Origin of the sequence: Geobacter sp. AOG1, assembly GCF_019972315.1 — a bacterium.
In the GTDB taxonomy this organism is placed as follows: Bacteria; Desulfobacterota; Desulfuromonadia; order Geobacterales; family Geobacteraceae; genus Geomobilimonas.
Map to the genome: position 1 here is coordinate 1,722,193 of NZ_BLIZ01000001.1, position 12,185 is coordinate 1,734,377.

Genomic DNA, 12,185 nt, shown 5'->3' on the forward strand with positions numbered 1-12,185 from the left:
TTTGATTTTAAATTTTCCTGGCATCGCCCGAGGTAAACTATGGTATCCGAACGCTGGTCGATAAACGATTCCTCTAAAATCTACAACATGGACAACTGGGGGGCAGATCTCTTCTCCATCAACAAGAAGGGGAATGTCTGTGTCCATCCCTCGTCCAACTCCAAGAATTCCATCGACCTCCGGGTGCTGGTGGACGACCTGATCAAGCGGAAGATCAAGCCCCCCATCCTGCTCCGTTTCATGGACATCCTCCAGGGGCGGATCGCCAGCATCAACCGGGTCTTCAGGAACGCCATCGCCGAGAACGACTACCCGGCCAAGTACCAGACCTTCTACCCGATCAAGGTGAACCAGCAGCGCCAGGTTGTCGAGGCGATTGCCAGCTACGGCAAGCGCTACAACCTCGGGCTGGAGGTCGGTTCCAAGCCTGAACTGGTGGCGGGGATATCCATCTCCAGCGGCAATAACCTCCCCATCATCTGCAACGGCTACAAGGACACCGAGTACATCGAGACGGTCCTCTACGCCACCAAGATCGGCTACGACATCACCCTGGTGATCGAGAAACTGTTCGAGCTGGAAAAGATCATCGAGCTGTCCAAGAAGACCGGCATCCAGCCCAAGCTCGGCATTCGGGTCAAGCTCTCCTCCAAGGGGACCGGCAAGTGGGCGACCTCCGGCGGCGAGGATGCCAAATTCGGCCTCCGGATGGCGGAGATCATCGCCGCCATCGGCCTTCTGGAGGAGAACGGGCTCATCGACCAAGTGAAGCTCCTCCATTTTCACATCGGGAGCCAGATCACCAAGATCGACAAGATCAAGACCGCCCTCATCGAGGGGGCACGCATCTATGCCGAGCTGCGGAAGATGGGACTCGGCATCGAGTACGTGGACATCGGCGGCGGCCTGGGGGTGGATTACGACGGCTCCAAGTCCAGCTACTTTTCCAGCGTCAACTATTCCATCGACGAGTACGCCAACGACGTCATCTACCAGATCAAGAACATCTGCGACGATGCGGGGGTGGAGTGCCCCAACATCATCTCCGAGTCGGGGCGGGCCACGGTCGCCCACTATTCGGTGCTGGTGACCAACGTGCTCAACACCAACACCCAGCGCCTCACCCCCGACTTCGAGGAGGACCTGGAAAAAGCGGAAAAGCTGGCCCCGACCGTCAAGAAGCTGGTGGACATCCACAAGAGCATCGACCGCTACAGCCTGCGGGAGGACTACCACGACACCCAGCAACTGATCCAGGAGGCGGTGAGCCTGTTCAACCTGGGGTACCTGACCTTGCAGGAGCGGGCCATCGCCGAGTGGCTCTACGGCAAGATCATCAGGAAGATCAACGGCATCGTGGAGAAGATCAAGCCGATCCCCGAGGAGTTGCAGAACTTCCAGCTGGCCCTGCGCCAGACCTACTTCGCCAACTTCTCCCTGTTCCAGTCGGTCCCCGACTCCTGGGCCATCGACCAGCTCTTCCCCATCGTCCCGCTGCAACGGCTCAACCAGAAGCCGGACGTCATCGCCTCCATCGCCGACATCACCTGCGATTCGGACGGGGAGATCACCAGTTTCGTGGGGGAGAACGGCCGGACCAAGTTCCTGCCGCTCCACAAGATCCGCAAGGAGGAGGAATACTACATCGGCTTCTTCCTGATCGGCGCCTACCAGGAGATCCTGGGGGACCTGCACAACCTGTTCGGCGACACCAACGCCGTCCATATCACCTTCAGCAAGAAGTCCGGCTACATGATCGACACGGTCATCAACGGCGATGCCTGCTGGGAGAGCCTCAAGTATGTCCAGTACAAGGGGCCGGAGATTCTCAAGCGGGTCCGGGAACACCTGGAGAAGGGGGTTGCCCAGCGCAAGGTCTCCATCGAGGAGAGCAGCCACTTCATCGAACTGCTGGACCGGACGCTGCTGGGGTACACCTACCTGGGGGAATGACCTCACCGCACAAAAGCTGGCAAAGCCCGTAGATTCCATATCTGCGGGCTTTTTTTATGGGCAGGGCTGCCGTGGCGCTGACGTGGTTTGGCTCACGCCTCTCTCCTATTTGCTCCAAGGGCACTTCTCCCCCACGGGTTCAGGATAAAATTGACGTATTCTGTCACACTCCTCCCCTACGCTGACCACCACGGCATGTCTCGCGGTTGTTTGAACCGCAGGCCCCGGTGGAGGAGGAAAAGATGGAGCTGGAAAAGCGGCTGGTGATCCTGGCGGAAAGTGCGAAGTACGACGTGTCGTGCGCCTCGAGCGGGAGCAAGAGGTACAACCGGGACGGCATCGGCAACGCCGCCTCCTGCGGCATCTGCCACAGCTGGACCTCCGACGGCCGCTGCGTTTCCCTCCTAAAGGTCCTTCTCACCAACGCCTGCATCTACGACTGCGCCTACTGCGTCAACCGCCGGAGCAACGACGTCCCCCGCGCCTCCCTCACTCCGGAGGAGGTGGCGGAACTGACCATCGGCTTCTACCGGCGCAATTACATCGAAGGGCTGTTCCTCAGCACGGGGGTGGTGCACGGCCCGGACCAGACCATGGAGCTCCTCATCCGGGCCGCGCGGCTCCTCCGCGAAACCCATCGCTTCAACGGCTACATCCATCTGAAGCTCGTCCCCGGCGCCGACCCGCTGCTGGTCGAGCAGGCGGGGCGCTTTGCCGACCGGGTGAGCGTCAATATCGAGCTTCCGACCCGGGAGAGCCTGAAGCTCCTGGCCCCGGACAAGAGCCGGGAAGCTATTATTGGACCGATGCGGACGGCGAGCGGTCTCATCACCCGGAGCCGGGAGGAGCGGAAGGTATCGCGCAAGGCGCCCTTGTTCGCGCCCGCGGGGCAGAGCACCCAGCTGATCGTCGGGGCGACCCCGGAGAGCGACCTGCAGATCATCCGCCTGGCGGAGGGATTCTACAACCGGCTCGGGATGAAGCGGGTCTACTACTCGGCTTTTATCCCGGTGGCGGGAGGAAACCGGTTGCCCGCACTTCCGGTCCCGCCGCTGGTGCGGGAGCACCGTCTCTACCAGGCTGACTGGCTGCTGCGCTACTATGGTTTCGCCGCCCACGAGGTCTTGGATGACGGCCGTCCCGACCTGGACCTGGCGGTGGACCCCAAGTGCGGCTGGGCGCTTCGCCATCTTGACCTCTTCCCGGTGGAGGTGAACCGGGCCGACTACGAAGTGCTCCTCCGGGTGCCGGGGATCGGCGTCCGCTCGGCTAAGCGGATCGTCCGCGCCCGCCGCCAGCAGCGCCTCTCCTTCGACGACCTGGCGAAGCTGGGGGTGGTGCTGAAGCGGGCCCGTTACTTCCTCACCGCCCGGGGGAAGCGGCTGGATGATCTGGACATGAACGAGGCGGTGCTCAGGTCGCGGCTGATGGCGCCGGCGACGACCAAAAAGGCGAGACAGCTCTCCCTGTTCGACGGTGCGGGGGGAGATGAGCTGGCGTCAGTGCTGACGGGGGAGTTGTGAGGCAGTTTTGAGTTCTAAGTTTTGAGTTTTGAGTTAACGACGAAAAGGCGTTGCCTATGACCTGCTATCTCTATGACGGGACGTTTGAAGGGGTGTTGACCGTCCTGGCCCTGGTGCGGGAGGCGGGAGAGGAGCCGAACTCCATCGGCACGACTGCCCCGGCCCAGGCGGGGCTCTTCGCTGCCATCGTCCGTGTTGAGACCAACGAAGAAGTTGCGGAACGGCTGCTGGACGAGATCGGCCGGCGATTGTCGCCGGCAACGGCCGCCCACCTCTACCATGCCTTTCTCAGCGAAACGGAAGGGGTGGAGATGCACCTCCACCGTTACCTCCGGCTGGGGTGGCGGGAGGGGCGGCGGCTCGACTCCCTCCTCAGCCACGAGTCGGTCCTGCCGGTGCACCAGCTGGCCCGTCGCGTACGACACGAGGCGCACCGGATGAAAGGGTTCGTCCGGTTCCGGAAGGTGCGGGAGGGGTTCTACTATGCCGCCCTGGAGCCGGACCACCGGGTCCTCTCCCTCATGGCCCCCCATTTTGCCGACCGTTTCTTCGACCAGCACTGGGTCATTCACGACGTCCGGAGGAACCTGGCGATCGTCCATGCCGCGCGACGGGAGGGGTGGGAGGAGGTGTCCCTGGAGCTGACCGGAGCGCCGGTCATGAGCGAGCGGGAGGAGTGGTTCCAGTCCCTCTGGCGGCGCTACTTCGACCGGCTCGCCATCGCCGCGCGGCACAACCCCCGCCTGCAGCAGAGCAAGGTCCCCCTCAAGTACCGCCGGCACCTGGTGGAGTTCTAGTTCTTACAATGTCCTCTCCACGGCGCGAAGGTACACCTCGCTTCGCCGCTTCCCTCCACGTGAATTCTGGTTTCTCAATTCTTTGAAGATTGTAATTTACAGACAATCGAGGAATGCGTATAGTCGGGTAAGTGACCGGCGCGTGCGGCCCATGGCGCGTCGATGGCGATTATAGAGGGGAAATTCATGTCGCCTACGGTGAGACGGAGTTGCGGCAACAACTGCGCGCCATGCGGGCAAGGTGGGATGCCGAGAGGAAACTCTGGTACGTGCGGTACGGCCTGATCCGCGGAACACCGCTGGTCGAACGACTGGCTGAACGGTATGCCTGACGAAATTTGCTATATAGGTAACCTGAGACATTACTTATATCGGGAACAAATGGAAACCGGTCAATAACGAGTTGACAAGAAAAAGGTGAATAAAATCGAACCTACAAAAATTCTCCACGGAGACCGTTTCGTCACGATGGAAGACATAAAGACCCACGTAGCAGTTAGTTGGGCAGCGCCTTACACAGGTGGTTATGACTGTGTTATTCCGAAAGGAATCGTATTAGTTGCTATACGTGATCAGCGAGATGGGTCGCTTGCTTTCAGCTGCATTCCGGTGAATTATCAGGAGCTTGAGAAGGTGTTTGTGCCGGCGTCAGATCGATTTGAATTAAAATACGCTGGTTACCACTTCGCCTTCACAAATACTGATGTCGGCGTACGTTTACAGTTGGTCTCACGATCGAGTGCAAACGAGAGAAGGAGATACGAGGCAAGAGAAAAAGTATCTGATCTTTTCAGAGACAACATATTTCTTCAGTCATTTAAGATCATCTTTATCTACGCATTCATCATATTAACCTTACCAATAAAGCCTTTTGTAGACATGATTAGGAAAAGGAGACTGACTGCCAAGAAGAAAGCCGAGGAAAGCGAATAGAAGTCCGATTGCCAACACTCGGGTGCTGCCGTTTTCGCTTCGCTACACAGCAGACCCTCAAGCCGTTGAACTAAATACATTTAAAGCATGTACTGTAGGAGCTGCTATGAGAGTTATCTGGGCATTTATGATTTCATTATGCATTTATTGCAACATGCTCGTCTCGCCTGCGATTGCAGCCGACCCTGTTAGCGAAGGACTGGCGGAAAGAGTCCTTGCCGCCTCTCAGCTCATCGAGCATCTTAGTACCTACAAAGATGCATACCAAGCGGTCGCCAATACCAGTCTCGTCACAAAAAACGATGAGGGGGAGCAAAGCCGTATGCTCCTGGCACTAAAAGAAAGCTTCGACATTGGTGCCATTCGAGGAGTGCTGTTACAAACTCTCATTTCCCGATACGACCAGCTTACCTTGAAACGACTTGCGGAGTTCCTGGAGCGTCCGGTTGTTGCGGCCATGATGCGGGAAGAGCGACGAATTGAAGAACCGGGCGTACAGGGGGAAATGTGCCAGTATCTCACAGACATCAGGGATACTCCACCGCCGGCGAAGCGAATCGAACTCTTGAATGCAATTGAGGCAGCTCTTCACGGCGCAGAAACCGAAGCTGACACCATAATTATGCTGTCCGAAAGCATGACGAAGTCTCTTGAGCCTTTTCTTGCAAAGGAAGTGCTGGCTCAGCGGCAGGACGCGGTGAGAAGGATGAAGGAGAACCGAGATGCGTTAGTCGCAGACAGTAGGCCAGAACTTATGCTGAATTACCATTTCATATATCGTTTAGCGGATGATGCACAACTTCGAGAATACATCGACCTGTTGCGGACTGAAATTGGAAGAACATACGTTGCATTTGCCTCCAGCACTGTTCCCCTTGCACTCGCCGAGTCAGAGCGCCGTGCTGCCGAAAAGATCGCCGGGATTGTCAAACAGCGGGAAACGTCCAACAAATGCATAGACTCTGACGCGGCAAACTCTGCAGCGCAGGTCGCGCATTGAGCCGTTAGGCAAAGGGAACAATATGGAAGAACAACTGGTGACAATCGCTGTCTTTGGTGCACCTTATGAAGCAGAAATGGCGAAAGCAGATCTCGAAGCGTGCGGAATTCCAGCATTTGTATTAGATCAATTTACCATAGGTGCTAACCCGTTATACTCGAATGCACTAGGTGGCATAAAGCTTCAGGTCCCTGCTTCATTTGCAGAAGAAGCGCACAAAATTATTACTGCACAAGTCCAGTTAGAAGGAGAACGTGATGATAAAGAACCAGTGAAAAATTGCAAAAAATCAGTCGCAAAGTCGTTTGTTTGGCTCTATCTGGCAATGGCAGCAGCTGGAACTGCTTTTGTTGTTTATCTCTTTGCGAAACTTTGAGAATGCCCAACAGACCGTTAGTCAGTTTTCGTAGAACTTGCCTGAAATAGCCCAACTATCGGCATGGCTCCGCCCTAAGTGACTGGCGGGTCACCCTCAAGCCGTTAACAGTGAAGAATCGGTTGATGCTGCACTTGGTGGATGAAAGGAGACGTAACATGCCCGAAGGCCAAGAGATCGAAACCGAAAACCTGCACGAAGCTATCAAGGAAGAACTTGAACGGGAAGGGGGATCGTTCCTCAAGCAAATTTCACTCACCACCGCGATCCTTGCGGTTCTCGCCGCTATCGCTTCGCTTCAGGCCGGAGCCACCGTCAACATGGCCCTGGTGCTGAAGACGGAAGCGACACGACTGCAATCCGAAGCATCAGACCAATGGGCCTATTACCAGGCCAAGGGGGTCAAGGCAGCGGTCCAGGACGCAGCACGCACGGCCTGGTTGGCCATCGGCAAGGTGCCTCCCGCAGCCTATGAAGAAAAAATGCATCGCTACGAAGAAGAACAGAAAGAGATCCAGGACAAGGCACGGGAGAAGGAACGAGAGCGGGACGAGAGGCTGAAAGAATCCGATCACCTTCTCCATAAGCATCATGGTTTCGCCAGTGCGGTCGCCCTCTTTCAGGTATCCATTGCTTTGGGCGCAGTGGCGGCACTTACGCGCTACAGACTGGTCTGGTTCGCTTCGCTGCTCACTGGCGGAGTGGGCATAATCCTCTTCGCCTTGCCAATGTTTCAATGAACGGGCAACTTAGATATAATCGATAAAGCCGCGAGGTAACCAAGGACGTCGTCATTGAAGTTCGTCGGCCTGTGCTAACAAATAACGCCACTCAGCGGCAGACGGTCTTCGCTTCGCTCTGTCGCTGCGAACCCCGCCCCGCAGGTCACGCCAGTTATTACCACACCGTTTATCAAAGGAGGCATTATGAAGAGGATAAGAACCCCGTTCGTGCTGCTGGCCTGCTTGTTTCTCCTTCTTTCCGTGTACCAGGAAGGGGCGGCAGAGGAGAAGGTCGTCGACGTGATAGTCAGCCTGAAAGGCGCTATCAATCCGAGGAACAGCGGGCACAACAACGCGCGGGCCGTGGAGGTTGCCGCACGGCATGGAGTATCCCCCAAATTCCTTTACGGGACGGCGCTTGTCGGTTTTGCCGGGCAGATTCCGGAGCGCCGGCTGGCGCGCCTGCAGCAGGATGCGGATGTGGAAAGCGTGACCTTCGATGCGCCTGTCTATGCGATTGGAAAACCGTCTGGGGGTGGCGGAACGACGGTGCAGACGGTGCCGTGGGGCGTCCAGCGCATCGGGGCCAGGTCCGCTTTCAATAAAGGGATCGGTGTCGATGTGTACGTCCTGGATACGGGCATCGATTCCGACCACAAGGACCTGCAGCCCCACGTGGGGAACGGGTACGCCGTTGTGGCGTGCACCGGGCGATCGTGCATTGCCCCCTGGGACGACGATCATGGTCACGGAACCCACGTATCCGGCACGATAGGGGCCATCGACAACGGCATCGACGTTGTCGGGGTGGCGCCGGAGGCGACTCTCCATGCCGTGAAGGTCTTGAACAAGCAAGGGTCGGGGACGATATCGGGAATCATCAGCGGGATAAACTGGGTCGCCGGCGAGGCGCTTGCCCGCGGCAAGGCGGCTGTCGCGAACATGAGCCTCGGGGGGGCGGGAAGCAAGACCGGTACCTGTACGTCATCGGGCTATTCGGGAACGGACAACTTCCACCGGGCCATATGCAATGCCCGGAACCAGGGGGTCGTATTTGCGGTCGCCGCAGGGAACGAGGGGGCCGACGCCCAGAACTCCACCCCCGCAGCATACGACGATACCGTCATAACGGTCAGCGCCACGACGAGCGGCGACGACTGGCCGACATGGTCGAACTGGGGGGACAATCCGGGAAGCTTCAACGTGTCGGCGCCGGTCACCATCGCGGCGCCGGGGGTGAACATCCTTTCGACCAGGAAAGGGGGAGGGACGGTCCTCATGAGCGGTACCTCCATGGCAACCCCCCATGTTGCGGGAGTGGCGGCCCTGTACCTCCAATCCCATCCGCACGGGGGCGATGGCACCGCCTTCGCGGATGCCGCGGCGTTCATCGCCTCGATGGCCGAAGCCACCGCTCCCTTTGCAAACAGCTCGGGACATCCGCACGGCGAGAATTTTCTCGGCACGAGCGGGTTGTAAGATATCCGGTCAAACGAGGCAACCATGGAAAAGCGCTTTCTCACCCCAGCGGAGACGGTCGGGGCCATCGTGGAGAACGGCAGACGGGTCCTTACCCAGTCCCGCTCCCGGGCGCTGGTCCTGAGCCTTCTGGCCGGCTTCTACATCGCCTTCGGCGCAGAACTGATGACGGTGGTCACCCAGGACGCCGCCACCTTCGTCGGCAGCGGCATCTCCCGCCTGCTGGGGGGGAGCGTCTTCTCCCTCGGGCTCATGCTCGTGGTCATCTGCGGCGCCGAGCTCTTCACGGGGAACAGTCTCCTCGCCAATGCGGCCCTCCACGGCGAGATATCCTGGCTGAAGCTGGCGGAAAACTGGCTCATCGTGCTGGTGGGAAACCTGGTCGGCTCCCTCTTCTTCGCCTGGCTCATGTTCGAATCGCGTCTCTGGCAGCAGGGGAACCTGGCGGAGCACGCGCTAAGGATCGCCACCGTCAAGTGCCAGCTCCCCTTCGAGGTCGCCCTGATCCGCGGCATTCTCTGCAACTGGCTGGTCTGCCTGGCGGTCTTCATGGCCACGGCGGCCCGCGACGTCACCGGCAAGATGCTCGCCTGTTTCGCTCCGATCATGGCGTTCGTGGCGAGCGGCTTCGAACATTCCGTCGCCAACATGTATTCCATCCCGACCGGACTCCTCTTGGCCAACGAGCTGCACCGTAACGATCCGGCGCTTACCTGGGGAAACTTTTTCATGGGCAATCTCCTCCCCGTAACGCTGGGAAATATTCTCGGCGGAGTGGTGTTCGTCGCCTTCGCCTACTGGTTTGTGCACCTGAAGCAGGGAGGCAGGGTGAAAGGTGAAAGGTGAAAGGTGAAAGGTGAAAGGTGAAACGGCCGGAAACGGGGTGCTGGTGTACTAAAAAGCAAGGGGCGGCTACCGATGTCGGTGGGCCGCCCCTTCCGGTTTATTCCTGCGCTCCCGGCCAGATGCGCATGCAGTAAGGGCACTCCTCCACGCCGTGCGGGATGGTGTCCCGCAGCTGCTCTTTTTCCCGAACCGCCGTGCAACGCTTCGGGACGGGGAATTTGTGGAGGGTGTTTTCCTTGACGAAATAGAGCATGGTCTTTCTCCTTTTCGTGAATGATATGCCGCCGGCTACGGCCGGCTCTTCCAGAAAAGTATGAACACCCACGGGCGTTTGTCAATGGCGACCTTCCGCGAGGATTGACAGGGTGGTCCGTCAGGGTATAGTGGTGCATGATGAGCGATGTGCCGGCCGCCAATAACCATCTCCTGACCGACCCGATACCCCGCCTGCTGCGCCGGCTGGCGGTGCCGGTCGGTATCGGCTTTTTCTTCAACACCATGTTCAACGTGGTGGACACCTTCTATGGCGGCCTCGTCTCCACCCAGGCGCTGGCGGTCATGTCCCTCGCCTTCCCCACCTTTTTCGTCGTCATTGCCGTGGGGGCCGGTATCGCCACCGGCGCAACCGCCCTCATCGGCCATGCCCTAGGCGGCGGGAAACTGGCTGAGGCCCGCCGCTTCAGCGTTCAGGCCATCTCTTTCGGCCTCCTCCACGGACTCCTCCTCTCACTTGTGGGACCGCTGGTGACGCCGCTTCTGTTCCGCTGGCTCGGGGCGGAGGGGGACTATCTGACCCAGGCCCTCTCCTACATCAACGTGCTTCTTGCGGGGGCGGTCTTCTTCATCTTCAACCAGGTGCTCAACGCCAGCCTCAACGCCTCCGGAGATACGAAAAGCTTCCGCAACTTCCTCGTGACCGGCTTCTTCCTCAACCTCGTCTATGACCCCTGGTTCCTGTTCGGCGGTTTCGGCGTTCCCCCCCTGGGGCTTCCCGGCATCGCCTGGGCGACGGTGGCGGTCCAGATCTGCGGCAATCTCTACCTCTTGACCCGGGTTCGCCGTACCGGTCTCCTGGCCGATTTTCACCCCTCCCACCTTCTTCCCCGGCGGCAAACCTATCTGGATCTGGCCCGGCAGGGGTTTCCCGCCAGTCTCAACATGCTGACCGTGGCCATCGGGATATTCGTCATCACCTGGTTCCTCGGGCGGTTCGGCAAGGATGCCGTCGCCGCCTACGGCATCGCTGCCCGGTTGGAACAGATGGCGCTTCTGCCGGTCATGGGGCTGAACGTCGCCACCCTGGCCCTGGTGGCCCAGAACAGCGGTGCCGGACGGACGGGCCGGGTAAAACAGACCATCCGGGGAGCACTGGTGCGGGGGGTCTCCCTCATGGCGGGCGTCGCGGCTCTCTTTCTCCTTTTCGCCGATCACCTGGTTCAGCTCTTCACCCGTGACTCCCGGGTCATCGCCATCGGCACCAGCTACCTCCACGTGGCAGCGCTGGTCTTCTGCGCCTATGTGATTCTCTACATCAACGTCTTCGCCCTGCAGGGTCTCAAACGTCCCCAGTTTGCCATCTGGATCGGCCTCTACCGGCAGTTTCTGGCACCCCTGCCGGTGTTCTACCTGTTCTCCATGGTCTTCGGCTGGGGAGTGAAGGGGATATGGTGGGGGATATTTCTCGTCACCTGGAGCGCCGCCATCGTTTCCATCGTCTATATCCGCCGGGTAATGGGGGCGCTGCCGGAGGAGATCGGAGAAGGGGGGATGGTATGAGCAGACTTGCCGACATCGCGCGGATGGCATGTGCTCCCGTCTGGTGGCTGGCGTTCATCGGGTTGTTCTTTGTTCTGCCCGATACCGGATTTGCCCAGACCGTCCCGGAGAAGCTCGTCTACGAACTGAGCTGGACCGGTATTCCGGTCGGGATGGCGACCCAGGAGATCACCGATGAGGGGGAAATGCGCCGGATCGTTTCCACTGCCCGCTCCAACGACTGGCTTTCCGTATTCTTTCCCGTGAACGACCGGATCGAGAGCACCCTGGAATCGGCTGGCGCACCCTTCCCGGGGCTCACCCGCCATTATCGGATGCAGATGAGCGAGGGGCGACATAGCCGGGACCGGGAGATCGACTTTGACCAGGCGGGGAGGAAGGCCGTCTACCGCGACCATCGTTCCGGCGAAAAAAAGGACATTCCCATCATCCCCCCTGTTTTCGACATCTACGGGAGCTTTTACTATGTGCGGTTTCTCCCCCTCGAGGTGGGGAAATCATTTGTGGTGACGGTACTCGACGGCAAGGATGTGGAACAGGTGGCAGTGCGGGTGCTCCGGAAGGAGAAGCTGAAGACCGTTCTGGGAGAACTGGACACCATTGTCATCCGTCCCATGGTCAAGTCGCAGGGGGTCTTCGAGGGGAAAGGGTCGGTGCATATCTGGCTGACCGACGACGCTCGTCGCATCCCGGTGCGGGCCCAGACCAAGGTCACCGTGGGGAGCGTCACCGCCAACCTGGTCGGAGGGAGTTACGGCCCGGCCACCCGTTGACGGCGGA

Annotated in this window: 13 protein-coding genes; 12 read left to right on the forward strand and 1 reads right to left on the reverse strand. The window is 59.2% G+C overall.

Going from position 1 to position 12,185, the window contains the following annotated elements; translation table 11 throughout:
* Positions 1–39: 39 nt before the first annotated feature.
* The 10 genes from speA to LDN04_RS07915 all read left to right on the forward strand — a co-directional run bounded on the left by speA (position 40) and on the right by LDN04_RS07915 (position 9,629).
* Positions 40–1,953, forward strand: coding sequence for an arginine decarboxylase (gene speA / locus LDN04_RS07870; protein ID WP_223908667.1), 1,914 nt, complete (start codon positions 40–42; stop codon positions 1,951–1,953).
* Between the two features lie 242 nt (positions 1,954–2,195).
* On the forward strand, positions 2,196–3,476 hold the full coding sequence (locus tag LDN04_RS07875; RefSeq protein ID WP_223908668.1) for a putative DNA modification/repair radical SAM protein: 1,281 nt from the start codon (positions 2,196–2,198) through the stop codon (positions 3,474–3,476).
* 56 nt (positions 3,477–3,532) lie between these two features.
* Positions 3,533–4,273 (forward strand): TIGR03915 family putative DNA repair protein, encoded by a 741-nt coding sequence (locus LDN04_RS07880; protein ID WP_223908669.1) that lies wholly within the window; start codon positions 3,533–3,535, stop codon positions 4,271–4,273.
* 131 nt (positions 4,274–4,404) lie between these two features.
* Complete coding sequence (locus tag LDN04_RS07885; RefSeq protein WP_223908670.1) at positions 4,405–4,605, forward strand: DUF5710 domain-containing protein; 201 nt, start codon at positions 4,405–4,407, stop codon at positions 4,603–4,605.
* An 85-nt stretch (positions 4,606–4,690) separates the two neighbouring features.
* Positions 4,691–5,206: a hypothetical protein gene (locus LDN04_RS07890; RefSeq protein WP_223908673.1), complete on the forward strand. Its 516-nt coding sequence runs from the start codon at positions 4,691–4,693 to the stop codon at positions 5,204–5,206.
* A 106-nt stretch (positions 5,207–5,312) separates the two neighbouring features.
* A complete protein-coding gene (locus LDN04_RS07895) occupies positions 5,313–6,206 on the forward strand; it encodes a hypothetical protein (RefSeq protein WP_223908676.1) in 894 nt (297 codons plus the stop codon).
* 22 nt (positions 6,207–6,228) lie between these two features.
* The gene (locus LDN04_RS07900) at positions 6,229–6,582 is read left to right on the forward strand and encodes a putative signal transducing protein (RefSeq protein ID WP_223908677.1); all 354 of its coding nucleotides are present in this window, start codon (positions 6,229–6,231) and stop codon (positions 6,580–6,582) included.
* A 158-nt stretch (positions 6,583–6,740) separates the two neighbouring features.
* Positions 6,741–7,322 (forward strand): DUF4337 domain-containing protein, encoded by a 582-nt coding sequence (locus tag LDN04_RS07905; RefSeq protein ID WP_223908678.1) that lies wholly within the window; start codon positions 6,741–6,743, stop codon positions 7,320–7,322.
* A gap of 186 nt (positions 7,323–7,508) precedes the next feature.
* Positions 7,509–8,783 carry a S8 family serine peptidase gene (locus LDN04_RS07910; protein WP_223908679.1) on the forward strand — a complete coding sequence of 425 codons (1,275 nt, stop codon included), beginning with the start codon at positions 7,509–7,511 and terminating at the stop codon, positions 8,781–8,783.
* A 24-nt stretch (positions 8,784–8,807) separates the two neighbouring features.
* The gene (locus LDN04_RS07915; protein ID WP_223908680.1) at positions 8,808–9,629 is read left to right on the forward strand and encodes a formate/nitrite transporter family protein; all 822 of its coding nucleotides are present in this window, start codon (positions 8,808–8,810) and stop codon (positions 9,627–9,629) included.
* Between the two features lie 97 nt (positions 9,630–9,726).
* Here LDN04_RS07915 and LDN04_RS07920 read toward each other — a convergent pair whose 3' ends face one another.
* Positions 9,727–9,882, reverse strand: coding sequence for a hypothetical protein (locus LDN04_RS07920; protein WP_223908681.1), 156 nt, complete (start codon positions 9,880–9,882; stop codon positions 9,727–9,729).
* Positions 9,883–10,019: 137 nt separating this feature from the next.
* On the opposite strand from LDN04_RS07920, the gene LDN04_RS07925 reads away from it, so the two are divergent.
* Positions 10,020–11,405, forward strand: a complete 1,386-nt coding sequence (locus LDN04_RS07925) for an MATE family efflux transporter (RefSeq protein ID WP_223908682.1) — start codon at positions 10,020–10,022, stop codon at positions 11,403–11,405.
* Positions 11,402–12,178, forward strand: coding sequence for a DUF3108 domain-containing protein (locus LDN04_RS07930; RefSeq protein ID WP_223908684.1), 777 nt, complete (start codon positions 11,402–11,404; stop codon positions 12,176–12,178). The genes LDN04_RS07925 and LDN04_RS07930 overlap by 4 nt, the downstream gene beginning before the upstream one ends.
* The last annotated feature ends 7 nt before the right edge of the window (positions 12,179–12,185 follow it).

Bases quoted from the DNA above. Each gene is read 5' to 3' on its own strand.
- speA (WP_223908667.1), top strand. From the start codon at position 40: ATGGTATCCGAACGCTGGTCGATAAACGATTCCTCTAAAATCTACAAC.
- LDN04_RS07875 (WP_223908668.1), top strand. From the start codon at position 2,196: ATGGAGCTGGAAAAGCGGCTGGTGATCCTGGCGGAAAGTGCGAAGTAC.
- LDN04_RS07880 (WP_223908669.1), top strand. From the start codon at position 3,533: ATGACCTGCTATCTCTATGACGGGACGTTTGAAGGGGTGTTGACCGTC.
- LDN04_RS07895 (WP_223908676.1), top strand. From the start codon at position 5,313: ATGAGAGTTATCTGGGCATTTATGATTTCATTATGCATTTATTGCAAC.
- LDN04_RS07900 (WP_223908677.1), top strand. From the start codon at position 6,229: ATGGAAGAACAACTGGTGACAATCGCTGTCTTTGGTGCACCTTATGAA.
- LDN04_RS07905 (WP_223908678.1), top strand. From the start codon at position 6,741: ATGCCCGAAGGCCAAGAGATCGAAACCGAAAACCTGCACGAAGCTATC.
- LDN04_RS07910 (WP_223908679.1), top strand. From the start codon at position 7,509: ATGAAGAGGATAAGAACCCCGTTCGTGCTGCTGGCCTGCTTGTTTCTC.
- LDN04_RS07915 (WP_223908680.1), top strand. From the start codon at position 8,808: ATGGAAAAGCGCTTTCTCACCCCAGCGGAGACGGTCGGGGCCATCGTG.
- LDN04_RS07920 (WP_223908681.1), bottom strand. From the start codon at position 9,882: ATGCTCTATTTCGTCAAGGAAAACACCCTCCACAAATTCCCCGTCCCG.
- LDN04_RS07925 (WP_223908682.1), top strand. From the start codon at position 10,020: ATGATGAGCGATGTGCCGGCCGCCAATAACCATCTCCTGACCGACCCG.
- LDN04_RS07930 (WP_223908684.1), top strand. From the start codon at position 11,402: ATGAGCAGACTTGCCGACATCGCGCGGATGGCATGTGCTCCCGTCTGG.